This window comes from Nodosilinea sp. E11 (assembly GCF_032813545.1).
Taxonomy (GTDB): Bacteria; Cyanobacteriota; Cyanobacteriia; order Phormidesmidales; family Phormidesmidaceae; genus Nodosilinea.
Genome location: NZ_CP136520.1, coordinates 2,801,587 through 2,825,940 on the forward strand (window position 1 = coordinate 2,801,587; position 24,354 = coordinate 2,825,940).

The 24,354-nt window shown below is 55.7% G+C and carries 21 protein-coding genes; 14 read left to right on the forward strand and 7 right to left on the reverse strand.

What is annotated here, in order from left to right:
• Window positions 1-262: 262 nt before the first annotated feature.
• A complete protein-coding gene (locus RRF56_RS14710; protein ID WP_317033919.1) occupies window positions 263-1,456 on the forward strand; it encodes a hypothetical protein in 1,194 nt (397 codons plus the stop codon).
• 427 nt (window positions 1,457-1,883) lie between these two features.
• Window positions 1,884-3,674 carry a M10 family metallopeptidase gene (locus RRF56_RS14715; protein WP_317033920.1) on the forward strand — a complete coding sequence of 597 codons (1,791 nt, stop codon included), beginning with the start codon at window positions 1,884-1,886 and terminating at the stop codon, window positions 3,672-3,674.
• On the opposite strand, the gene thyX is transcribed toward RRF56_RS14715, so the two are convergent.
• The 4 genes from thyX to RRF56_RS14735 form a co-directional block, all read right to left on the reverse strand.
• Entirely contained in the window at window positions 3,671-4,393 is a 723-nt protein-coding gene (gene thyX / locus RRF56_RS14720) for an FAD-dependent thymidylate synthase (protein ID WP_317033921.1), read from the reverse strand. The two genes, RRF56_RS14715 and thyX, sit on opposite strands and share 4 nt — an antisense overlap.
• Window positions 4,394-4,425: 32 nt before the next feature.
• Window positions 4,426-5,457, reverse strand: a complete 1,032-nt coding sequence (locus RRF56_RS14725; protein WP_317033922.1) for a hypothetical protein — start codon at window positions 5,455-5,457, stop codon at window positions 4,426-4,428.
• Between the two features lie 196 nt (window positions 5,458-5,653).
• Window positions 5,654-6,715, reverse strand: coding sequence for a DUF6765 family protein (locus RRF56_RS14730; RefSeq protein ID WP_317033923.1), 1,062 nt, complete (start codon window positions 6,713-6,715; stop codon window positions 5,654-5,656).
• A gap of 185 nt (window positions 6,716-6,900) precedes the next feature.
• Complete coding sequence (locus RRF56_RS14735) at window positions 6,901-7,464, reverse strand: hypothetical protein (RefSeq protein ID WP_317033924.1); 564 nt, start codon at window positions 7,462-7,464, stop codon at window positions 6,901-6,903.
• 147 nt (window positions 7,465-7,611) lie between these two features.
• Between RRF56_RS14735 and rsmI the strand changes: the two genes are divergently transcribed.
• Together rsmI and RRF56_RS14745 are read left to right on the forward strand one after the other, a co-directional pair.
• Window positions 7,612-8,490 carry a 16S rRNA (cytidine(1402)-2'-O)-methyltransferase gene (rsmI, locus tag RRF56_RS14740; protein WP_317033925.1) on the forward strand — a complete coding sequence of 293 codons (879 nt, stop codon included), beginning with the start codon at window positions 7,612-7,614 and terminating at the stop codon, window positions 8,488-8,490.
• Between the two features lie 170 nt (window positions 8,491-8,660).
• Window positions 8,661-8,969 carry a hypothetical protein gene (locus RRF56_RS14745; protein WP_317033926.1) on the forward strand — a complete coding sequence of 103 codons (309 nt, stop codon included), beginning with the start codon at window positions 8,661-8,663 and terminating at the stop codon, window positions 8,967-8,969.
• A gap of 77 nt (window positions 8,970-9,046) precedes the next feature.
• On the opposite strand, the gene RRF56_RS14750 is transcribed toward RRF56_RS14745, so the two are convergent.
• Window positions 9,047-10,168, reverse strand: a complete 1,122-nt coding sequence (locus RRF56_RS14750; RefSeq protein ID WP_317033927.1) for a peptidase M42 — start codon at window positions 10,166-10,168, stop codon at window positions 9,047-9,049.
• A gap of 295 nt (window positions 10,169-10,463) precedes the next feature.
• Between RRF56_RS14750 and RRF56_RS14755 the strand changes: the two genes are divergently transcribed.
• The 3 genes from RRF56_RS14755 to RRF56_RS14765 are packed head-to-tail and all read left to right on the forward strand — an operon-like array spanning window position 10,464 to window position 12,571.
• On the forward strand, window positions 10,464-10,898 hold the full coding sequence (locus RRF56_RS14755) for an Rrf2 family transcriptional regulator (protein WP_317033928.1): 435 nt from the start codon (window positions 10,464-10,466) through the stop codon (window positions 10,896-10,898).
• 23 nt (window positions 10,899-10,921) lie between these two features.
• Window positions 10,922-11,884, forward strand: a complete 963-nt coding sequence (gene cysK, locus RRF56_RS14760) for a cysteine synthase A (protein WP_317033929.1) — start codon at window positions 10,922-10,924, stop codon at window positions 11,882-11,884.
• Window positions 11,885-11,905: 21 nt separating this feature from the next.
• Window positions 11,906-12,571: an endonuclease III gene (locus RRF56_RS14765; protein WP_317033930.1), complete on the forward strand. Its 666-nt coding sequence runs from the start codon at window positions 11,906-11,908 to the stop codon at window positions 12,569-12,571.
• A 73-nt stretch (window positions 12,572-12,644) separates the two neighbouring features.
• On the opposite strand, the gene RRF56_RS14770 is transcribed toward RRF56_RS14765, so the two are convergent.
• Window positions 12,645-16,271, reverse strand: a complete 3,627-nt coding sequence (locus RRF56_RS14770; protein ID WP_317033931.1) for an NB-ARC domain-containing protein — start codon at window positions 16,269-16,271, stop codon at window positions 12,645-12,647.
• Window positions 16,272-16,924: 653 nt separating this feature from the next.
• Here RRF56_RS14770 and RRF56_RS14775 point away from each other — a divergent pair.
• From RRF56_RS14775 to RRF56_RS14790, 5 genes are all read left to right on the forward strand, one after another.
• Window positions 16,925-18,187 (forward strand): hypothetical protein, encoded by a 1,263-nt coding sequence (locus tag RRF56_RS14775; protein ID WP_317033932.1) that lies wholly within the window; start codon window positions 16,925-16,927, stop codon window positions 18,185-18,187.
• A gap of 202 nt (window positions 18,188-18,389) precedes the next feature.
• Complete coding sequence (locus RRF56_RS26435; protein WP_410510488.1) at window positions 18,390-18,584, forward strand: PTPA-CTERM sorting domain-containing protein; 195 nt, start codon at window positions 18,390-18,392, stop codon at window positions 18,582-18,584.
• Window positions 18,585-18,729: 145 nt separating this feature from the next.
• Window positions 18,730-19,488 (forward strand): alpha/beta hydrolase, encoded by a 759-nt coding sequence (locus RRF56_RS14780; protein ID WP_317033933.1) that lies wholly within the window; start codon window positions 18,730-18,732, stop codon window positions 19,486-19,488.
• A gap of 2 nt (window positions 19,489-19,490) precedes the next feature.
• On the forward strand, window positions 19,491-19,910 hold the full coding sequence (locus RRF56_RS14785; RefSeq protein WP_317033934.1) for a hypothetical protein: 420 nt from the start codon (window positions 19,491-19,493) through the stop codon (window positions 19,908-19,910).
• Window positions 19,911-19,974: 64 nt separating this feature from the next.
• Window positions 19,975-20,973 carry a hypothetical protein gene (locus tag RRF56_RS14790; RefSeq protein WP_317033935.1) on the forward strand — a complete coding sequence of 333 codons (999 nt, stop codon included), beginning with the start codon at window positions 19,975-19,977 and terminating at the stop codon, window positions 20,971-20,973.
• 23 nt (window positions 20,974-20,996) lie between these two features.
• Here the strand turns inward: RRF56_RS14790 and RRF56_RS14795 are convergent, their stop codons facing one another.
• The gene (locus RRF56_RS14795; protein ID WP_317033936.1) at window positions 20,997-21,989 is read right to left on the reverse strand and encodes an endonuclease/exonuclease/phosphatase family protein; all 993 of its coding nucleotides are present in this window, start codon (window positions 21,987-21,989) and stop codon (window positions 20,997-20,999) included.
• Window positions 21,990-22,000: 11 nt separating this feature from the next.
• On the opposite strand from RRF56_RS14795, the gene RRF56_RS14800 reads away from it, so the two are divergent.
• A complete protein-coding gene (locus tag RRF56_RS14800) occupies window positions 22,001-23,215 on the forward strand; it encodes an MFS transporter (protein WP_317033937.1) in 1,215 nt (404 codons plus the stop codon).
• Window positions 23,216-23,913: 698 nt separating this feature from the next.
• Complete coding sequence (locus tag RRF56_RS14805) at window positions 23,914-24,315, forward strand: fasciclin domain-containing protein (RefSeq protein WP_317033938.1); 402 nt, start codon at window positions 23,914-23,916, stop codon at window positions 24,313-24,315.
• Window positions 24,316-24,354: the final 39 nt, after the last annotated feature.

Consider the following 24,354-nt stretch of genomic DNA (forward strand, 5'->3'; position numbering starts at 1 on the left):
ATGAATGCGAGACAGCTGCTGTAGGGTGGGCACCGCCCACCATATCAGGAAGCCGCGTAGGGTGGGCAATGCCCACCATTAAGGAGAAAGTTTTCGAGAAGCCACCCAAAAACAGGGCTAACTCTAAAAAGAAAGAGCGCTTCAGGGAAAGTTAGCTAAAATTACAGCCATATTTGCAGAGAAACCGGGGTTCTACGCCCGCATGTTCCCGACTTGGTGGCCTGACGGGTTTCTCTAGTGAGGAGTATAGGGAGCAATTTCCATGAAACCAGCCTGGCCCAACGTCCCCCTTAGCCGCTGGTCAAAGCGGCTATTCAAGACGCTTTCGCTGTTTATCACCTCAGTTTTTCTGGTCACCAGCCTATCGGTGCCAGGCTACGGTGCCGCCCAGCCGACCGCCCTGACGCCCACCACCGCTGCCGAGGCGGGTCTAGAGGGGCTGCTGGCCCAAGACCCCAACACCTCAAATAATGCCACCCTCTACTTCGAAACCCCAACCTTCACGGTCAGCGTTCACCCTAGAAACACTCAGTTTCTAAGCATGAACGTCTACAACCGCGATACCCGACAGTCTGAACAGCTGGGGGCTCCCGTGGTGTTTCGCGGATCCATCAATAGCGACGGTTGGGTAGCCTACGACAGCTACGGGTCGCGCAATGGCCGCAACGTCATTTACCGGGCTAGTGGCAATCGCAATTCGTTTCAGGCCCGGCTCGAAATTATTGACGCCGCCAGCGATTCAGTGCTGATCAGCCAAAACAGCACTCGCATCGTCGCCCTGAACCTGCCCGCGATCACCCCTGGCCAAGACAATATTTTGGCCCGCACCCTGGTGGGCTTCGACACCCAAAACTACTCGGTGCGGGTGTTTACCGATGCCGGTGTGACCAAAATGAATGTGTACAACAAGAACTCCGGGCAGCAGGTGGTCAATGGTCAGCCCGCGACGGCTGAAGTGCCCGGCATGGCTCCCTACGAGTGCTGGGTGACCTATTTTGGCGGTCAAGGGTTTGCCGGTACGGCGGCCCGCTACTTTATTCGAGTCAGCGGCGACGGTCAGGCGCTGCTAGAGGCGATCGGGGCCAATGGTGCGGTGCTATTGTCAGAGCCTCGGGTCAGCACTGCGCCCCTGGTGACCAATATTCCCCAGGCCGATCGCCCGGCCTGCTTTGGCGATAGCGGCACGGTCAGCGGGTCGCTGGCTCCCTTCATTGCCGCCGTGTTTGGCGGCGAAGCGGAGCTGCAACAGGTGCGCCAGGTGCTCACCCCTGCAGGGGGCCGAGGCGTGGGCGGTCTGACCTGCGTGATTAACCCCCAGTTTGAGAGCGCCCCCCAAGGTCGGTTTATCAATGCGGCTGAGTGTAACGATCGCAACGACGCCGGAGCTGTAGTGAGCTTCCTGCGCGGGCGCGGGCTCAACTCGCGGTTGGTCTACCGCAATTTCCGGTATCGCTAGGGCCAAGGTGCGAGTTCAACCAAGTCTGATTTAGACCAGGGGCCGCGATCGCGGCCCCTGATTTTTTGCGGTTTGGTTTATAGCCATCGCTATAAGCGCCCGCCACCTCCCATCAGGGCGGTTCTGTTGTAAGGTGGGCCTAGGTGTTTTCTACGCAATGGTGATGTTTCTGTATAGCTGTGGCCAGATCTCTCCAGGGGCTGGCGACGTAGATAGGCTATAGCTAGAGACAACAATCACCGCATACTGTTGCCCTAAGGGCCTGTTTCTAGGGGTTTAGGCGCACTGTGGCGATCGCGTCCCCCACTTTTGCTGAGTTGCAGGGCAAAGTTGGGTAAATCTGCGATCGCGCTCCAGGCGCACCCCGTTAAACCACGGCTCTGGGCTTGGCGTCGAGATCATAGTCCTTGATTGAGAGGAGACACCGATGGGGACTCACCCACTGTGGGCTGCGGACTGGGGCGGGTTAGAGACAGCGCTTTTGCCTGAGTTCGCCAGGCTGATGGGGGCAGACCGTGGCGACACCGCCGCCTGGATGGCCCTTGCAGAGGGCTGGACGGGGGCGATCGCTAGCCCGGCAGTCACCGAGGCGATCGCCCCAGCTGTCAAGACGGCCCTTCAGCAGTTAGAGCGGGCAGACTGGCCCCCTGAGCTGAGCGCCAGACCCCGTTGGCAAAATCTGGGCCAAATTCTCAAAACATTCGATGTCTCGGCAGGGTTGTTCTCACTAGCGCCAGCGGAAGAAGACCTCGGCGGCGAGGGCGATCGGCTGACCGGCTGGGGAGATGCTACCCACCTGCGGGCCTGCGCTTGCCGCCAATGCCAGTCTGCGGCGAGTGACGGGCTGGCACCGGTCGATAGCACGGGGCAGTTTTTTAGCGAGAGCGGCGTTGACGCACTGCTGAGCGGCTATCGACTCGACACTAGCTTTGATACCAATATCACCTTTAGCTTTGTCAACAGCTTCACCGCCCCAAGCTACAACAGCCCCAACAACGAGCGGGTGGCTGAGGTAAGCGATCCGATCAAACACAGCGTTCGCACGATTTTAAAGAGCTATATTGAGCCGCTAATCAATCTAACCTTTACAGAAGTGGCGGAGTCGCCGGACAATTTTGGCCAAATACGGCTGATGTTTTCTGACTTGGGCGGCTTTGGGGGGTATGCCTACGCCTACTACCCCGATGCGACTGGCTTCTATAGCGTCGGTAGCGATGTGCATTTGAGCGATCGCTACAGCGACCCCGCCGTCGCCCCCTACAACAACTTTGCCTCTGGCCCTGGCAGCCACGGCTATACCACCCTAATTCACGAGATTGGCCACGCCCTGGGGCTAAAGCACCCCGGCAACTACAATGCGGGCGGTGGCGGAACGGCGGGGCCTTATCTAGCCGCAAATCTCGACAACTTGGGCAACACGGTGATGACCTACAACTTTGGCGGGTTTGCCCCAACCACGCTAATGCCCTTAGACATTGCGGCACTACAGTCGATGTATGGCGCTAAAGCATTTAACGCCAACGATACGATCTATAGCTTTACCCACACCCACGCCTACAGCACCGAGGGCAGTTCTCCGTTTACGGCGGGTGGTGCAGCCTCCCAACGCCTTACCCTGGTCGATAGCGGTGGGGTAGATACGCTAGTTCTCTCAACTCTGCCGTTCAACGAATCGGGCTATCGCATTGATCTGCGGCCCGGCGGCAGCCTCTCTACCCAGGCCGACTTTGACAACGTGACCGGGTTGGCCAGCCGGGGCACCTGGCTCAGCCTCGACACCACCATCGAAAACGTGATTAATTCGTCGAGTGACGACTTAATCATTGCCAATGGGGCGGCCAATGTATTTGGCGGCTACGATCTGTTTACCCCTACCGGCCATGATGTGATTGTGGGGGCCAATCGTCAAGATTTGCTCGATCTAAGCGCCTTTTCGCGCGCCAATGTCACCCGCAGCCGACGCGGCAACGATCGCTTGATTGATCTGGGAGCCGGGCGATCGATCACCCTCAGCGATTACTACGCTACCCCAGCACGGCAGCGCGTGCGGGTGCAGTTTGCCCAGCCGGCGGCCCTGCCGGTGGCGGCTGTCGAAGATCTGGCAGGCTTGAGCTTAGGCAGCACCGGCGCTGCCACTGACTTAGATCTCAACCCTTTGCCCCCAGAGCCGCTGGTGGCCCTTGGGGCCGCAGAACTAGTGCCTCAAGGCTTGGGCTAAGGGGCCAGGCGAGCTTTTTTGAGGCGGTTGTCTTCGTACCAGGCGGCGATCGCGGGTACCCAGGCTTGAAAGTGGGGCCAGATTGCTTCGCACATTTTTTGCGCCTCTAGCTGGGCATCGGCCTTCCAGCGCAGGTCGAGCAGGTGCATGACCGATCGCACATTGGCCGACATCACCCAGTGCTGGCGAATGTCGAAGGGAATCAGCCCCCGAGCATGCTCTTCGGCAAAGCCCTGATCAATGCGAATCTTGTAGCGGCGGCTGGCCTCTAGGCACCAGTCGAGATCCTGCTGACGAGCCTCGGCGGTGTACTCGTACTTCTTGCCCTGGCGATCGCTGTAGAAACCCAAAGGCCTCAGGTAAAAAACCTCTTCGACCTCGCGCTTGCCGTCTACAACGTCTAGAATGCGCTGGCCGGTATACCGAAAACTCTGAACATCGAAGCTCACGCCAACCCGATGAGTCCGGATCTGCTGCATGGTGCTGTGGGGAAACCAGCCCACGTTAAACACAATCTGCGGGTGCTCCAGCGGGCCGTAGTGGCCGCGTCCGCCCTTGAGCAGGCTGGTGACCAGAATTTCACCGCAGCGCTCTTCGCTGGGCCAAGCATCGCGATCGTGCGCCACAAAGCCCTCGGCGTAGTCTTGGTGCATGGCGGCATACATAGTCTGTTGAGGGTTTGGGGTCTGAGAAATGACCTCAACGGTGAAGCGATCCATAGCTTATTTTTTAGGGTTGGATGGTCTAGGGGTTAGATGTCTGCGTATTCGACGTATTCGACGGTGCGCCGCCCTTTAGGAGCAGGTTCAGCCGCAGGGGTCGGCGCTGTGGGGGTAGAGACCTCTGGCGTTTCTGCTAACGCGATCGCGGCATGCTGCTCCGGACTAGCTTGCCCTGGCGATGCGTCTAGATGCCCCCCTTGTGAAGGCTGGAGAGAGTCTGAAAGATCTGGGGCTGCCACCCACTGAGTTGCTAAGGTTGAATGGCTTAGCTCAGCCGGGCCAGAGGCAGCGTTGGCCACAAAGGCAGCGGCAGCGCCAGGGGGTAGGGGCTTGGCCGATCGCAGTAAAGCCTGCCCTTCTTCGAGCGCCGATCGCACGATCGCATCACTCTCCTGACTGAGCCGAATCGCAAAGCAGTCGAGCAGGTGCGATCGCACCGATACTCCCACCAGATAGGCTTCATCGGTCTGCCCCAGCCGCACCAGTCGCCGCACCGCCACCAGCCGCTTGAGCGGATCGGGATGGCTCAGCACCGATAGGTTGTGCTCTACCTGCGCGACCGGGGCCGCATTCCACCGATCGCGGCCAGTCTCAGCCGACCGAGACGATCGCACCAGCGCCCCTAGGGCAAACAACGCTAGCGCCCCCTGCCCAGTAAGCAGCAGCGCCATCAGCAGTGAGTGAGTACTGTGCCACAGGGCACTAAAGGTGTAGGTACTCACCCCTGCCACCAAACTGAGCACCAACGCCTGTTGCTGAGGCGTGGCGGGCAGCGGCAGCCCCTTTTGTAGCCGATCAACTAAGCTCTGGCGCTGGCGGGGCGAGAGCTGCAACAACTGCTGGTAGGCCACCAAGCCAATTCCGGCGGAGATCACCAGGGCACCGTTGACTAAGCCCAGGGCCAAACTGCCCACCCCCAACCCCCACATTTGCGGGTGTTTGGGGCGCGGCAGCGACAATAGTGATGACCGCCACCCCCGCCGCTGCACCACTAGGGGCGATCGCGGCGGCGGCGGCGGCGAAATATCTAAAGCAGGGCGAGAAATGACAGGAGAAACCACAGGAAGTTGTTGAAAGTAGGCGTGATCGATCAAGGCTTAGCATAGCTTGCCCCCCTGCTCATAGACCCGTTTTTGCAGGAAAACTAAAAGCTGGAGCAATCCACCATAGGTCTGTTAACGCCGCCCACCCGCCCACCCGCCCACCTATCCACCCATCCACCCATCCACCCATCCACGCTCCCACCCCCCCACGCCCCTACGCCACGCAGATGCCGTACTGGGGCAGTAGATCATGGATGACGTAAAAGTGATGGGCCTGGAGAGCATCGTGAAACAGCTTCCAGTCGCTGGTGAGAAAGCTGGGAGAGTAGGCCAGGCGCGTTTCCTTGCGATCGCCCTCACCCACAATGCCCAGCGCCTGATGCTTCCAAGACCCGTAACCCTTGGCAACATAGCTCACCCTAGCTGGGCCAAAGCTAAAGGCCCCCTGGGCAATGTGGGCCAGCCACTGCTGGTGGCGGCTGTCGCCTTCACCGCGAGTAGATTCAAACAGGGCGGCAATGGTAGCTTTGTCGGCATCTAGCAGGCCCTCAACGGGGGCATTGGGGTCGCCCAACTGATACCGCTGCATGGCTTTGCACATTTCATTGGCAGCAGTCAGATAATCTTTGGGGTTGTCGCGGCTAATTTTTTCGCCCCGGCCATTGGTGTAGCCCCAGCGCAGGTAAGGGCGATCGGGGTTGCTGAGCACCGTGCCGTGGCCCAAAGGCAGCGCCCCGCTAATAAAAAAGTTAGACAAGCGATTTTTCAGGTTTTGGTCGGGGTTGTTGTTGCCGTCTACCAAGTCTCGGGCGTTGTTGATCACGTGGCTAACGCCCGCAAAGCCCTGGTGAGCCCAGGTATCAGCAAAAACATGGAGAGTAATGCCCAAGCGGTGCAGACCGTAGCTGCGATCGCGTTGGTCAATGCATTCGCGCACCATGGCTTGAGCGACAGGGCTGTTGGGGCGGCAGATCAGCTTTTCGATGAAGGAGCCTGGTGGGTCTTGCCCGGCGGGCAACCCACCGTTGCCGGGTAAGAAATGAAAGGGGATCCACACTTTATAGTTGGCGAGTTCTTTGAAGTTGCGGTAGTCGAGCAGTTTGTGGGCCGAGCTGATGCGATCGAACATGGCCCCGTTGTCAAACCGAATTAAGCCTGCCTGGGTCGAGTCGTCAACGTACTGAGCACAGTAGGCCACAACACTGGCCTCTCTATGCTCAAACCCTGCCAAGCGGGCGCACACATAGGTGACCCCGTGGTGAAAATCAATTTGCATAGCACTGGTTGACTAGGGGCATAAAACAGCATGCCCCAAAATCAGTGCCCAAATCTTAGAAGACCAAGGCCTTCTGCCAGGTTAAGGATTGCGATCGCTGCCCCAACGAGATAGCTTTGCGGGATCGGCCACAAACCTAGTTCGGAGTACCGCAGGATAGGATCCCCGAAGTCTCTACGGCTTCCCTACTGCGATGATCGCGCAAAAGACTGGTGAATGCCCATCAGCACCGGATCCATATTACCTGTGGTGTCGCCGTAGTAGCTAGTAATGGTAGCGGTGGCCGTGGGGTAGCCCACGTAGGTGATAAACGCATTAGGCAAATCATCCGGAATCTCACTCACCCATAGGCGCACGGCGGTGACCCCGTCAATGGTGGCGGCATCGTAACGGGTGACGGTGTAGCCCTTTTCCCGCAGGGCTTCGAGCGATTCACCCACCACCTGTCGCGGGGGCGCATTTTGCCAGCTCACCTCGGTGCGTATTGCGGGGAGGTGGCCGTTGGCCCCAGTGCTTTCGGCAACCACCTGAGGAGCCTCGGCCCGTTCGTCAATCTGCCACCCAACCGGAAACGCGATCGAAAACAAGTCTGCGTAGGTGTAGCTGCGGGTTTCTAGGGCGGGTACAGTGGGTGCAGCCTCAGCGGCGGCCACCCGGTCGTCTGAAGCCTGCACCCAAGCCGGAGCGATCGCCCCGATCAAGGCAGCGGCCCCTAGCGCCAATCCCAACGATTTCAGGTATTGCATCATCACTCTCCTTTGCACAGACTTGATCACGCTCAGTCACTGTCGTTTAGTATGGCCCATGGTATGTGCTGCGCAGTGGGCCTCGGGCCAGACTCTGGCGATCGCCCCCAGGCAGTACGCTAGCCTGTAAGAACGTCTATCGCTACACCCATGCCCCCGGCCCCCGACTCTGACCCCAAACCCGGCCATCTCTACGTGGTGGGCACCCCCCTGGGCAACCTGGAAGATATGACTTTCCGCGCCGTGCGAATGTTGCAGTCGGTGGATCTAATCGCCGCCGAAGACACCCGCCACACGGGCAAACTGCTCCAGCATTTTCAAATCACCACGCCGCAGATCAGCTACCACGAGCACAACCGCCACAGCCGCATTAGCGAGGTGCTGCACCACCTGCAAGCCCGCCAGCAGGCCGTTGCCCTAGTCAGCGATGCCGGTATGCCAGGCATTTCTGACCCTGGCTATGAGCTAATTGCCGCCTGCATTGAAGCACAGATTCCGGTGATCCCCATTCCGGGGCCAACGGCGGCGATTACGGCGCTGTGCGTGGCGGGGTTGCCCAGCGATCGCTTTGTCTTCGAGGGCTTTCTGCCACTGAAGGGTAAGGAGAGAACCACGCGGTTAGAGGCGATCGCCCAAGAAAGTCGCACCGTCATTCTCTACGAAGCGCCCCACAAGCTAATCAAAACCCTGGAGGATTTGGTTGCTGCCCTAGGGGGCGATCGCCCCGTTACCCTGGGCCGCGAACTGACCAAGCGCTTCGAAGAATTTTGGCGCGGCACCCTGGCCGAGGCCCTGGCCCATTACCAGAGCGAAGCCCCCAAGGGCGAGTTCACCGTCGTTATTCAAGGTGCGACCCGCGAAACGCCCGTGCTTTCACCCGAAGCCATCCGAGCAGAGCTAGAGCAGTTGCTGCGGCAGGGCATGTCTCGCGCCGATGCCAGCCGCCAACTCGCCAAAGCAACTGGACAGCCCAAAAAGACGATCTATCAGCTTTCCCTCGGAATTGATAGCGATGGCTTTCTGAGCTAACGACTGGATGTTCCTCGGCTTATCTCCCTCCACTGGCTGTGAAAGATTACTCCCACAGGCGATTCAGTCTGAACAGCCAATGACTATGGTTGGTGGTACGAAGTTCATCAGGGTTAGCTGTCACAGATAACGTTGTTGAGCCCAGGTGTTTAGCATGGAAAGCTATCAACATGAACGAAACCCTCGACCTTAGTGTGGAAGATGAATACTGGCGTCATAACTACGCCACTCGCCCCTACGTAGAGCCTGATCATAGCTACGAAGACTACAGCCCCGCCTACCGCACCGGTTATGAAGGCTATTCCACCTATGCAAAGGATGGATCGACCTACAAGGATGCTGAGCCCCATCTCAGAACGCGGTACGAGCAAGAGTATGGCTCCAGCCGCCTAAGCTGGGATACCGCTCGGCACGCCAGCCAGGACGCTTGGGATCGTCTAGAACAAGGCGCTGCTGTCAACGACGCTAATAACGGGTAGAGAGCTAGCGTACTTAGAAGCTCAGGCGCGATCGCCTCTCATGACGTTCCCTTCTGGTTCTCTAGTCCGCCTTCTCTTTAATCAAGATAGGTCTGCAACAGCCGAATCACTGCCGCCACCGAGGCTAGCGAGGCGGTTTCGGTCGCCGTGTGGTATTCGGTGGTGGGAATTTGCAGCGTAGTACCCGTTACCGCCCCATCGGTAGCCGCCGTCAGGCGGCCCATTTCGGTGCGGCCCAACGAGTAGGGCTTGGGCCGCGTGAGGTTTTGGGCGGCGATGTAGTCGTCTTTGTAGCTGTAGGCAATGGCGAGCTGGTCGCAGCGATCGGCCAGCTCTTGGGTAATGCCAGGGGCAAAGTCGGCGCTGGCGTCTTTGCGGCGCAGGGTGACGAGCTGCTGGTCGGCGGCCTCGCGGCTGTGGTAGGGGCTGGTGTCAAGGGCGATCAAGCGATCGGTGCCCAGGCGCTGGCGCTGAAACCACGACAGGGCATAGCGCCAGCTGCGGCCCGACTCTTCTTGGGCGGTGAACAGGGCAGTGCCCTCAAACCCGCAGCGAAACAAAAAGATAATGATCGCAGCACTGACCACATTGTCGAGCTGGGCCGAAATGTAGCCATTGTTGAACTGGAGGCGATCGAGAAAGGCAACGGGGGTGCCCGGTTGCAGGTAATCGAGCCCATCGACCTCAAAGATCAGGTTCTTGCGCTCGGGGCATATGTAGGAGTTGGTGATGATTCCCTGGCCGATGTAGGTGCCGGTATAGGGCAGGTGGGCCTGCACCCGCTGGCCCTGGAAGCGGTTCTCGATAGTGTGGAGCATTTGCTCTGAGACCGAGTCACCGGTCAGCTCACTCTGGTTACCCGCAATAAAAGCCGCATACTGAAACTCATTGGGGCCGGTGCACAGCAGCCCGTGGCGATCGATGTGGGCCGACAGCATCAGCTCGTGGGGACGGCGGCCCTGGGCGACCAGCACACCGTGGTAGTGGCTCACCTCAGCACCGACTTCTTCTAGTTCGCGGCGCAGCACCCGAAAGAAGGCGTCTTCGCTGCCGACTACTGAGGGTTCACGAATCAAAAATTGTAGAATTTCGAGAAAGTCGGCCAGCCCCTCTAAGGGCATTGGGTCAGCGGCTAAAGCCGCCTGGGCAGACACTGTGGGGCCAACGAGTTGATCAACAACCAGGTTCAGTGGGCTCATAGGACAAGGGCCTGCCAGAAATGTGCCGGTGGTACTGACGTGACTGGGAGGAGTGGCGCTGGGGCGATCGACTGAGACTGGCCAAAGGCCAACGCCCCAGAAGTCAGCGCGATCGCCGCTATATCTAGGTATCCCAGAACACTGCCCGCATCCGAGCACAGTACCTTGAAGCCCTGTGACGTTTAGTGAATCGCAATACAAAACGAGACAGTCTTGCCTGCGATCGCCCAATCCTGCAAACCCCAGTGGAGAACCGGAGTATACTAAAAGTATCGCTCTTTACCCCGCCTGCCCTGTGGATTTGTCGTCTAAAAGTGAATACGCCCTGCTGGCTCTGCTGGAGCTTAGCCCCCACTACAACGGCGGCGAACCGCTGCAAATTCGGCAAATTGCTAGCCAGCAAAATATTCCCGATCGCTATCTTGAGCAGCTGCTGGCCACCCTGCGCCGGGCGGGTCTAGTCAAGAGTCAGCGGGGGGCGCGGGGCGGCTATCTGTTGGCCCGTGATCCGTGGAAGATTACCCTCTATGATGTGGTGAGCTGCATTGAGGGGTTTGAACCCCAAACAGACCCGACCCACGGGGCTGACACCCCAGAGGGGCGAGTGATTCAGGGCGTGTGGGGAGAGGTGCGCCAGGCCGCCGAAGGGGTGCTACAAAAATACACCCTGCAAGACCTGGTCGAGAAGCGCAACGCCCAGCAGCAAGTCGACATTATGTATTACATCTAGGCCCATTACTACATTCAGGCCCCATGCGAATTGCCGAAAACGTGACCCAACTGATTGGCCGCACCCCGCTGGTGCAGCTCAACCGCATTCCCCAAGAGGCGGGCTGCCTGGCCCGTCTGGTGATTAAGCTGGAGGGCATGAACCCCTCCGCCTCGGTCAAAGACCGGATTGGCATCAATATGATTGAAGCCGCCGAGGCCGAAGGGCTAATCACCCCTGGCAAGACGACCTTGGTAGAACCCACCTCAGGCAACACGGGCATTGCCCTGGCCATGGCAGCGGCGGCCAAGGGCTACCGTCTCATTCTTACCATGCCCGAGACGATGAGCTCAGAACGGCGGGCCATGCTGCGGGCCTACGGGGCCGAGCTAGAGCTAACCCCTGGCGTAGCGGGCATGTCGGGCTGCATTCAGCGCGCCCAAGATATTCTCGACAATCTGCCCGACGCCTACATGCTGCAACAGTTTCGCAACCCCGCCAACCCCGATATTCATCGCCGCACCACCGCCGAAGAGATCTGGGCCGACACCGATGGCCAGGTCGATATGCTGGTGGCCGGCGTGGGCACAGGCGGCACCATTACCGGGGTAACCGACGTGCTGAAGCAGCGTAAGCCGGGCTTTAAGGCGATCGCCGTCGAACCCGTCAATAGCCCGGTGCTCTCGGGCGGGCGGCCCGGTTCCCACAAAATTCAGGGCATTGGGGCCGGGTTTGTGCCGGAGGTGCTCAACACAGCGCTGATCGACGAAGTGGTGCAGGTGACCGACGACGACGCGATCGCCTACGGTCGCCGTTTGGCCCGCGAAGAGGGGCTGCTGTCGGGCATTTCCACCGGGGCCGCTGTCAAAGCCGCCGTGGATGTGGGCTGCCGTCCTGAAAACGAGGGCAAGCTGATTGTGATCATTCAGCCCAGCTTTGGCGAGCGCTACCTGAGCACACCGCTCTTTCAAGACCCCGAGCTGATGGCCCCGTTGGTAATGAGTTAAGTTCTGCAACCCGATCGCGTCGTGGCTACCAAGGACTTTGATATCGACCGGGCGATCGCACTGCTGCGCCAGGCGGTGGCCCCGTTTCCCAAAGCCGCTATGTTTCAACTGGCGGAGGAGGGCTTTGACACGCTCTACGAGCAGCTGGTCGCCTGCATCATCTCGATTCGCACCTACGACGAGGTGAGCGTGCCGGTGTCGCAGCGGCTGTTTGCTCGGGCGCGATCGCCAGCGCAGATGGTAGAGCTAGAGATCGAAGAGATTCTGGCCCTGATTCAAGGGTCTACCTTTGCCGAGAATAAAGCCCCGCAGATCCGCCAGATTTCTCAGCACATTCTGGATGAATTCGGCGGCGACCTGCCCGCCGACCCCGAGGTGCTAATGCAGTTCAAAGGGGTGGGGCCGAAGTGTGCCCATCTGGCGCTGGGGGTGGCACTGGGCTATCCCGGCATTAGCGTCGATGTGCATGTGCACCGGGTCACCAACCGCTGGGGCTACGTACAAACCAAGTCGCCCGAAAAGACCATGACCGCCCTAGAAGCCAAACTGCCGCAGCCCTACTGGGTTGAAATCAACCGGCTGCTGGTGCCCTTTGGCAAGCACATCTGCACCGGTAACCGGCCTAAATGTGGGCGCTGCCCGTTAGCCGACATGTGCGCTCAAGTGGGAGTCGCTGAGGCGACTTAGTATTCTGCGCTCAGTACCCTGGTATGGGACATAGACCATCGTATTAGGGCCGCCAGAGTGGCCATCGGCGTCCTTAGTTATCGACTGCACCTAGAGCTTTGAGGGTAGATTTTTGGGCTTCGGTTAGGCCGATCGCACCTTCAAACCTCATGCCTTCGTAGGGGCGATCGCACTGCTGCGTCTTCAAACATGCCCCTGTTTCGGTAGACCAATACCGAATCGTTTCATCTTGTCCCGCACTGAGGAGAATCGAGGACTCTAGGTCGTACTGCAACGACCACACCCAACTTTGATGTCCGGTCAGCGTTGCCGTACAATTGTCCGTCTCCAGATCCCAGACGTTGATGGTTTTGTCTGCGCCACCGCTATACAGAATGCTGCCATCGGGGCTAAACGTTAGGGAGAGCACCGGGTCAGAATGGCTCGCTAGGGTTTTCTGCCGCTCTCCCGTGGCAATATTCCAAACCTGAATGGTGCCGTCGTCGCCGCCAGTCACCAGATAACGCGAGTCAGGACTAAAAGTGACGGCCCACACGCGGTTGATGTGGGCCTGCAAGGTGTGGCGACATTGGCCTGTCGCTACCTCCCAGAGTTTGATGGTCTGGTTGTAGCCTCCGCTGACCAACCAGTGACCGTCTGGGCTAAAGGCAACGGCTAATACGGAACTGTCATGGCCCTGGAGAGTTTGCCGACATTCCCCCGTGGTCACATCCCACAGTTTAACCGTCTGATCGTAGCTGGCGCTGGCCAGCAGATGACCTTGGGGATGGAAGGCGATCGCCCAGACCCAGCTCTGGTGCCCCTGAAGGGTTTGCAGCAGGTGCCCGGTGTCGGAGTTCCAAAGTTTGATGGTGCGATCGGTACCCGCACTGGCCAGCAGATGCCCGGCAGGGCTGAAGTCTACGGAGAGCACCCGGCCTGTGTGACCCCGCAGCACTCGAAAGGGGTCTGCCTGAGCCGGAGATAGTTCTTTGGCATGAGCAACAGCAGCGCCATTGAAGTCAAAGAGTTTGATGGTCTGGTCTTCATGGGCGCTGGCCAGTAAACCTTGGGAGGAGTGCAGGGCGATCGCATAAATAGTATTGCTATAGCCTTGCAGCGTTTTGGTGCAGTAGCCGGTTTCTAGCTCCCAAAGGCGGGCGGTGTAGTCTTCGCCGCCGCTGGCGAGAATGCGCTCCTGGGGGTGAAAGGCCACGGCCCACACCAGGTTGGTGTGCTTCTGGAGAGTTTGCCAGCAGTCGCCAGTGGTCATATCCCAGAGTTTGATAGTTTGGTCGTAGCTGGCGCTGGCCAAACACTCACCGTCTGAGCTAAAGGCGACTGAGGTGACGGTTTTGTGGTGCCCGGTCAGGGTATCTAGGCAAGCGCCAGTGCCCACATCCCAGAGCTTGATGGTGTGGTCAAAGCTGCCGCTAGCCAGGGTTTCGCCGTCAGGGCTGAGGGCGATCGCGCGAATCCAGCTCTGGTGCTCTTGCCACACCGAGCGGCAGATACCGGTGGTCAGATCCCAGGCTCTCACGGCGCTGTCTTCGCCCGCGCTAAAGAGGGTTTGCCCATCATGCTGAAACACCACGCTCCATACGCAGTCCTCGTGGCCGTGCAGCACCTGGCGGCATTCTCCTGTGGCCACCTCCCACACCCGCACGGTTTGGTCGCCACTGGCGCTGGCCAGCAGGGTGCCGTCGGGGCTAAAGGCAACGGCGGTGACAATGCCCCTATGCGCCGCCAAAATTCTTAGACATTCGCCTGAGTCTAGATCCCACAGTCGCACCTGGTGGTCTTGGCCACCGCTGGCCAGAATGGGATGCACGGGGCTAAAGGCCACCTGCCACACCCAGCTATTGTGCCCCTTAAAGAGCTTTAGCTGTTGGCCATCGACAATGCGCCACAGCTGAATGCCGCCCGTAGTGTCGCTGGTTGCCAGGGTTTGCCCACTCTCCCCCGGAGATGTTCCGCACAGGGGGCTAAAGGCCACCGAGGTAATGCCCCCAAAGGTGGCGGCAAAGGCGCACTGGTCAAACATCGCTGCCGCGAAGTTGACCCGGTGCAGGTTCACGTCTTGTAGGTAGGCTTGGCGAATGCTCAGCTCCGAGAAATCGTAGCCAGTGAGATTGGTTTCGAGCTGGCGATAGAGATTGAGCAGAGTGCCGCCGCCATAGCCAGCGGCATCTGTCGGCTGGGCTTTGAGCTTGGCCAGGAGGCGATCGAACTTGTGCTCAACCTGCTTGCTCGACCCCAGGCGCAAAATGAGGCGATCGACCACGGGCTGCAAAATCAGCCGAATTTGGCTATCGCGGATGTAGTCTTTGACCTGGGCTTTGATCAGGGCATGGCTACTCAGCAGCACAGGAGCCTCGACCACAATTTCTTGACTCACTTGGTCGATCAACTGTTCGGTCAGGCATTCCATCACTACCGGCTGGAGAGTAAAGCCCGCTGCCGTGTACTCCAGCAGACCGCGCCAGCGCAGCGACTCCAGCACCTCCAGTACTGTGCGCTGGGGAACGGTGGGAAGGATGTCGGTGAGCAGTTGGGCACAGGTGACCGGTTCGCGGTTGATGGCGAGCCAGTACATGATCTGCTGCTCGGTGGGGGACAGGCGATCGCAATGCTGTTGCAGCAGAGTGCCTATGCCGCTAAAGACGCTGCTGCCTTGAGCTAGAAACTGGGTAACACTGCCCCCAAACACATCGCGAATGGAGGTGGCCGCAATTTTGAGCGCTAGGGGGTTGCCCCGGTAGTGGGCCACCAGGCAATCGAGGTCTGGAGTATTGGCCGCTAACCCCTTGGCCACAATAATTTGGTGGCCTGTGTCGATATCGACCCCCAGCAGTGGCAGGGTGCGCACGGGCAACAGATCCCCCTCCTGGGCGGCGATCTCCTGGGGTTTTTCGCGGGTGGTGATCAGTACACAGCTCTGGTGGGCGATTTCGCCCAGGCGCTTGAGCAGTTCACCGTAGTCAGTGTAGTCGCTGCGGTAGGTGCCCGCCCGCTGGGCTCCTTGCAGCACAGCCTCAAAGTTGTCGAGCACCACCAGGGTACGAGCGGCCCGCAGGTGCTCAATCAAGATAGAGATCTTGCCGCCAACGGTTTCCGGCAGGGGGAGAACGCCCTGGTCTGCCGGAGCCAAAAAGCGAATCAGCGTGGTCAATAGGTCGACTAGGGGAGGCGCATCGCGCAGCGATCGCCAGATTACCGCCTCAAAGTTATCCTGCACCTGCTCGGCAATCTTGACTGATATCGAGGTTTTGCCCATGCCGCCCATAGCCAGCAGCGTCACCAGGCGGCAACGCTGGCTGGCCTCATTTTCGGATGGCTCGCCCACAATCCACCGCTGCAGGGTAGCTAGCTCCTCAGCGCGTCCGTAGAAAATAGAGACATCAATGGCGTCACCCCAATCAATCCGGCGAGATGTGGCGGTTGGGGCAAGCAGGCTTGACCCTTGGGCCTTGCACACTGCACGTTTGAGCACGCCCCGAAGATTGAGCTTGGTGACTTTGACGCCGTACACCTCCGACAAGATTTGCCACAGCTTAGCGCCAGTATCTTTGATATAGCCGGGGTCGTAGCCCGAGGCGCGGGCAATCTCGCTGTACGATCGCCCTTCCCACGCCTGGCGAAAGACCAAGGCCTGAATTTTGGTGAGCTGGCCTTGGGCAATAACCTGCTCGACGAGGGCGATCGCTTCTTCAACGGTCATAGAGGTACGTTTTCAGGCTAAAGATTACAACCTGGCGCTCTGCGGCGCTTAACGCACTGCCACCACCTCTGGTGGTGCTGACATGATAGATACCCTGCCATTCACCGTCAAAGCCGCAAAACCCTGATTGTTTCCCCATTAGAGTATGTTTTTTGGCCCGACTCATTGCCGCCATACCAAACTTCCTAATTCTTCACCTGACCTTCATCTGACTTTCCCATGACCTTTTGCCGACTGACAAGGGCACTTCCTTTGATTAGGATTCACTCATGAGTTTAGAAAATCCTAAAAAATATTGGCTTGAGCAATAAATAACTAGATTACTTAGCATAGCGAACTAGATTTTATTTGCGCATGATACAAGTGGAAAACCCATTATTTCTCAATGCATAGTTCAACGAAAAAAGAAAGCTTCCGGAAGGCTTCAAGGTGAGCTTATTTAAATCTTGAATTCGGCTATCCATCACTTAACAGCATGTCATTGCTCCAGAGGATAAAGCAGATAAAGGAAAGTTAGGAGTAAATACAAACTAGAAAACAGACTGCCAAGCATCTAAACATCTAGTCACGACAAAAGGTTAAGGGTAAGAATGGACGCCAAAAATTAGTGTTCTGAAATGTTGATTCAAGATTATTTATAGAGGAGATTCATCATGTACATCTGCTTAAAATTCTTGGGAAGCTTAAAGGCACCCTACTCTAAAATATCGTACCTTAAGAGGGTGGGTACTTTCAAGGCTCCGCTTCTTTCGGGTTTTGCCTGCTTGGCTGTGCTAGGGATTTGCCAGCAAGGTAAGGCTTATAATTTGCAAGCTTGTATTGAAAATCCAATGATATCTACCCCTGAAGTAATCAACTTACTTCAACCTCTTGATCAAAGAATGATTAATTGCATCCCAAGTCTGGATTCAATTGCAAGTCAATGGCGTGCAAGGGCAAATCAGATCCAGTCATCAATCGGTCAAGTACGAATAGGTAATCAAGGAAACACAAGTATTGAAAAGCTAGAATACAACATAGTAGGAAATACTATTAATCTTGTTGCTAGGGTACAGGCTAGGCACACTTGGAGTGTGAACGTCCCTGCTGTAAGAGAAAGAGTACCCGTTGATAAATACCGTTGGGTGGAAGTTCCATATCCTGATGTGCGTATGGAAAGACGTTGTAGACTTGGTGTCTGCGTGAATGTACCAGTACCTTTCACTAATCATCGGAGGGAAAGAGTACCTTACGTAGAAATGGAGTGGCGAACCATTACGCCAGCAAGAACAGTTTCTGAAACGGCATCAACCACATGTACGTATAATTATTCGCTTAATTTATCTACGACCGAAGGACGACCAGTTTTTAGTTGCGGGCGAGGAAGTCTGGGTACTTACAAATTAGATGCAAGTGCAATTACAAGCATCCTAAATGGCCAAATGCCCAGCTTGAGTAGTTTAATAACAAGTATAAGTATTACGCCGCCTCTGTTTAGAGATGCCAATCATGATACATATGATGAAACACGAAACCGGATTATTGCTAGTCATCCTGGTTCCATAGTCTACTTTTCTTCCGCATCTTTCGTTCGTTGGGCATCTGTTGAAAACCATTCAGCTAGCGCCCTCCTTACCCTCGTGTCGGGTGGATCGTATAGTGCGGAATTCATGCGGCAAGTTGAAGAGAAATTAAGAATAGAGCTTGCTGGCATTAGTTCTACCCTTTCTCAAGCAGCGATCTCTTTGGGTTCTGAACAGATTATGTCGATGATGACTGGAAGCGGATCAGCGAATTTAAATGGTTACAGTATCTCCGTGAAAGTAGTAGAGACACCTGAAATAATACAGAAATGTGTAGTCAGTACAGGAGATTGTACTCCTGCAATTGAGTCACCGCGTCTAGGTTTTGCAATCATTGCAACCCCGAATAATTAGGGTTTCTTTCTGATTTTTTCTGTTTTTTTTGCCGACTGACAATTGCCAAATACAGTAGCTAAGCTAAAGCTAGCGAGACAAAAATTATCCTTTGAGTTTGATCTCAACCATATTTTTTGGCTTCCAAGCTTATGACTTATCGACACCCTCTAACTATATTCAGGCCAAAAGCTATTTAGGCCAGTACTCCGATGGGTCTCCCTTGTCTATCGCCTTCGCTCAGGTATACTCCTATGATTTCAACACTGGCACCTACCTAACTGGGGCAAACTCCTATGGCTGTGTTACGTTCCCTGACCCGTTTATAACTACCTCTGTACCTACTCCAGCGCTCCTGCCGGGGTTAATTGGGCTGGGGGTGATGCGCTGTGTCGGCGCAAGCAGTTTGAAGCCGTAGCCGTTTTTCACTAACATTAGTTCGCTAGGGCTGGGGGCGTATAAAAATATAGCATCTAAAACTTCTATCACTCCCAGCTATATATTTCATGTGAAATCGACAGCTCAGTTTATCGCATAAAGCATAAAAACCACCAATAGATAGCATGCCTAAAGTTACCGTTGGCGATATCGACATTAACTATAAAATTCAAGGCCAGGGTGAGACCCTGTTAATGATCGTCGGGTTAAGCTTTAGCTTGCTCGATTGGGGCATCAAGCTGCCTGACTTACTCTCGCAACATTACAAAGTCATTTTGTTCGACAATCGCGATGCCGGAGAAACCAGCTGCTCGCCTTATCCCTACAGCCTCGCCCAAATGGCCAGCGATGCCGCAGGTTTGCTCGACGCCATTGGCGAGCCAAAAGCCCATGTGTTTGGCGTCAGCATGGGCGGCATGATCGCCCAGTACTTTGCACTTGACCATGCCGACAAGCTGAATAAGTTGATTTTAGGCTGCACCATGGCAGGCGGCAGTTGTAGCCAGACAGGAGATATCGGAAGCTTTTTTGGCGATGATTTATTAAAGCTGCTTTTTACAACAGACTTTATTCGGCATAACCAAGCTGATCTAGATCTCTTTCTCCAAGCAACCAAGCCATACCACAGTACTGGTGAGGCATTGTTGCGGCAGCTCAACGCTATGAGCAGCCACGATACCTGCAATGCAGTAGGAAAAATCGTTGCGCCTACGCTGGTAATTACAGGAGATCGCGATCGCGTCATCCCCCCAGAAAACAGTGCCTTTTTGGCACAAAACATCCCCAATGCTCAGCAAGAGATTATCAAAGACGCTGCCCACGCCTTTAGCTTTAGCCATCCACTCGCTACTGCCACCACCATCATCAATTTTCTAGAGCCTTGATCATGACAGACGAAGAAGCCCTGATCAAGAAAACGTTTGAGCAGTATGCGGATTCATTTCAGACCCTTAAGCCTGCCACAGTTATCCCTTTCATTCACTTTCCAGCAATGCTAATTTCACCCGAAAAAGTTGCAGTGCTCGGAAATCCAGTTGTCGGCCACTTTGTGTTTAGGAAAGTGATGAAAGATCTAAAGCTGCGTTGCTTCCGGAACAGTATTACTAAATCCCTAAAAGTCCAGCAACTTAGTGATAATTTGGCAGTAGTGACCGGGCTAGTAATTCGTTACAAGCAGTGCAAAAGCAGTGAACCCAAAACAGTTCTTGAATGCTTTGACTTGAATTACACCATGCGCAAAGTAGATGGCAGGTGGAAGATTATTGTAGGTGCCCTAACGGAAACAATGCACCCTTGTGAAGACTGAAGGGAATCAGAATTGACTATTCTCTTTAGTTAATTTTTATCTCTGTAGCTTTAGGTTTATCACTATGGCAACTGACTACATCTTATTTATTCACGGCGTTAACACACGGTATGAGGGTAGATTTCGGCAGGAAGCAGAAACGCTTTTGAGCCGTATTCGGTCATCTATTAACGATCCGTCGAGGGTGCTCAAACCAGTTTATCTATTTTGGGGAAATGTTGGTGAGGACGGCACTAAGACCTTGCTTTCAGGATTAGAGTCCTCCTCAAAATGGAGACAATCTTGGTTTCAGAAGTTCCGTACGGAGCAAATCCTGCCCTTTGTCGGTGACGCAGCTCTTTACCTAAGCCGTGGCGTTAGTGCTCAAGTCGTGCGCCAGATTACAGATCAGGCTTTATGTCAAATGGGCCTCAACCCAGAAAATCTGACATCTTTGGATGGCAATGATCGCTTACACCTCGTGACCCATAGCTGGGGCACTGTGATTTTGTTTGATATTTTGTTCGCCCTACGTTGGGAGACAGCAGATCTCGACCCTAGCATTCGCCAGAACATTATGAATATCCGTACGGGTTTCTTTGGCTTAGGGTCTGACGCCAACAAAAACTTTGGTATTCCAATAGCTAGTATTCACACTATGGGCTCACCTATTACCCTTTTCAGTCTCATCAATCTGAACAATGGGCGTAGTTTCGACCTCACTCCCAACTTAAAGTTGATGCTGGAGTCGCTGTATCAGAAAACCGAAGGGAAACCCCTCCCTTGGATGAATTATGTACATCCTGGCGATCCAATTGCCTACGCCCTAGAGGGAGTTATGCGTCTGCTGCTCCAAAATGATAGTGATAAGGTGAAAATTGAAGATGTCATAACTACCGGCAATCCTTGGATGCAGCCCTTTAGCCAAACGCTTTTGCCGTTGATCAACGGGGGCAAAGCCCACGGTAGCTATTGGAGCAATCAGAAAGTTGCCAATGCAATTGCACAGGTCATTGCATCAACGGGTTCACCGCGGCCATCATCTGAGTTGAACCCATGGGTGCCAACCAGAACTACGGCTTGAGGCCAAGACACTTTAAAGACGACTCAGCGAAGTCTCACCTGGGCCTGCACCGGCAGGTGATCAGACGCTTGAGCTGCTTCTGCAACTACCCCAGCCTCGACCACTGCCAGGGTGGCGGGGGTGTAGAAGATGTAGTCGAGGAGGTACTGGGGCTGGTCAGACGGAAAGGTAAACGACGATGGGGCCGCAGGCAGCGCCGAAGCCAGCGCCGGGGAGTCGAGTAGGATGCCAATCGATCGCGGCTCGTCGCCCTCATCGCGGTTGAGGCTGCTGTTGAAGTCGCCCACCAGCAAAACGGGGTAATCCTCGGCGTAGCCTTCAGCTAACTCGCGCACCACCTGGGTCTGGCGGATCCGCGTAGGGGCATCAAAGGCTTCGAGGTGCACGTTGATCACGATCAGGGTTTGGCCAGAGACGTCGATTTCGGTGACCTGGGCAACGCGATCGAGGTAGAGGGCGTTGTAGTAGAAGGGGTTTGTGGGTACTTTCTCCAGCACCAGCCGTTCGTTGCGGCGAATGGGGTAGCGGCTGAGCACCGCCTGGCCCGACACCACTTGTTTGTAGTGAGCCTGGGGCGGCCAGTAGGGGAAGGGCACGTAGCGCTTGTCCCAGTTGACAGCGATCGCCCCAAAGGCCATCTCCAGCGCCGCCGCCACCGCGTACTGCTGGTTAAGGTTAAACGATCGGTAGGCGTCAAAATCGATTTCTTGCAGCGCTAGAATATCGGGCGCTAGCTCTCCTAGAGCTTTGACAGCGGTAGCCTGATTGCTTGTGAACAACGCCTTGTCGCGCTCGATCGCCTGCTGGTTGGTCAACCCCGACAGGTAGCCAATGTTGTAGCTGACTACGTTAAGCTGCTCAGGGTTGGCTGCACCGGGGGCATGCGCCTCGTAGGTGACCAGGTTGTCGTAGTCAGCGACTTGACCGTTGGGCGAACTGATATAGACGAAGGTGCCTACCAGAGCCACCACTGGCAGCCCCAGGGCGATCGCCCCTGCCACAAGAATGTTTTTCATGGACTAATTTTATGGCCTCAGCTGATCCCTCGCGCTTGCCCCTGCGGTTTTGGATTGCCGCCCTGGTAGCGTTCATCAATGCGGTGGGGTTCACGCTGATTATTCCCTTGATTTATCCCTATGCGGTAGAGTTTGGCCTCAGCGATTTTCAGGCCAGCCTGTTAACGACGGCCTATGCAGCAGCGCAGTTTGTGGCGACGCCGATCTTGGGGCGGCTGTCAGACCGCACGGGCCGCAAGCCGCTGCTGATTCTCAGTCTGCTGGGTACGGTGGCTGCGAATCTGATGGCGGGGCTGGCCCCGGTGGCCTGGGTGCTGTTTGCAGCCCGCTTGCTCGACGGCATTACCGGGGGCAATACCTCGATCGCCCAGGCGATCGTCAGCGATATCACCACTCCAGATCAGCGGGCGCGGGCCTACGGCATTTTTGGGGCGGTATTTCGACTGGGGTTTGTGGTGGGGCCACCGCTGAGCTATGTAGCGCAGCTGGTACCGCCGCTGCCGGGGTTTACCAGTTTGGGCATGGGGTTTTTGTTTTCGGCAGCGATCGCGCTATTTGCCACCGTGGTCTGCCTGGTGCTGCTGCCCGAAACCCTGGAAACTGGCTCCGACCGGTTTCAAATCTCCTGGCGCGATTTTGGCTTTGATCGCCTGGCGCGATCGGCCAGCGATAGGCGGTTTGGTCGCATTTTTTGGCTCACCTTCTTTAGCGGCTTTACCTTTACGATCTTCACCTTTGCGTTTCAGCCTTTCTTTCTCAATGTGCTGGGGCAAGATGCCCGTAACCTGGCGATCATGTTTGCGGCAGTAGGCGTCATCGGCTTTGTCACCCAGGTGTTTGCCCTAGAACCCCTGCGGCGGCGGTTGGCCCTGGTGCAGATTTTGGTAGGGGCGCTGGCGGCGCGAGGCATTTTGTTTTTGCTGATGCCCGCGTTTCCGAATATTGTGGCCTTTGCAGCGATCGCTGTGGTCTTCAGCGCCGTCAACTCGTTCCCGATGCCGCTGATCGATGCCCTGCTGTCGCTCAATAGCGGCCCCCGCGAGCAGGGCGAGGTGATGGGGCTCAATGCCTCGTACCTGAGTATCTCCAATGCAATCGGCCCGGCCACGGCGGGGCTACTGGTCAGCATCAGCTACAGTTTCCCATTTTGGATTGCCGGAGCGCTGACGCTGCTGACCGCATGGTTTGCGATGACGCTATCGGGACGCGGTACGGCGAAGGCTTAGTCTGGCCGACGCCCTATCCTTTGATTGCTGTCCCAGACTCCAGCACCTTAAACAGCAGCCCTGCCCTAAGCGATCGGGCCAGTCCATTAGGTGCAGTGGAATTATCCCAAATCCGAATTACATAACCCCGATTTCCAGAAGGCCAAACCGTAGAGGCGAATGCCATTCCCCCTGCTGAATCGGGGATAACTAAGCAGGATTAAGCATTAGTCCTGTGGACGAAACTCTAACTGAATTTTTGAGCTTCTTTGCAAGCGTTGAGCTACTCGTCAAGCAAAGAATAGTTGAAACACTCTCAATTTGCATCATACATACAAAGTCTCTTAGCCAATGCTTCATTAATGAGCATATAAACTGTCGCCTTTTTTGAAGTGAATTCAACCAATCATTGAACTGAATAATTAGCATATAGCTTTAGCCAGCCTAATTGGGACATCCAGAGGTCTCAAGAACGTTCAAACGTTCAAACGCTCTCGAGGTTTCTGGGTGTGTTAACCCAGGTGACTATGGCTATAAAACTGAATTGACCACCAAAGCCTAATCAAAGTGTGTTAAGGCTTTTCTGGTTTATTTTGAGAAAAAACTGTATCGAGATAGATTGGCGGCAGGCCCTCTATTAAGCTGTTATACTCTAATTGTTAGCCGCTCATTTGTGACAGATGACCTCAGTTAACCAGTAATAAATTCAGGCAAAACCCATGGCTAACATTGTAGATACTGCCGTAAGCGCAGGTTCATTTAATACCTTAGTGGCTGCTGTTAAAGCTGCTGGTTTAGTCGATACTCTCAAGGGCACAGGCCCATTTACCGTCTTTGCGCCCACAGATGATGCTTTTGCTAAACTCCCAGCGGGCACCGTGGATGCGCTTCTAAAGGATGTGCCTAAACTTAAGAAAATTCTTACCTACCACGTCGTTTCCGGCAAGGTCATGGCAGCAGATGTGACCAAGATGACTTCAGCTACCACCGTTGAAGGTTCTGATGTCAAAATTGATGCCTCTAAAGGTGTCAAAATTAACGACTCCACGGTAACTACAGCTGATGTGGCCGCCGACAATGGTGTTATTCACATCATTGATACTGTGCTTATCCCTGCATAGTAGGCAATCGACTTAGGTTTAAGAGGAGCGATCCCTTAA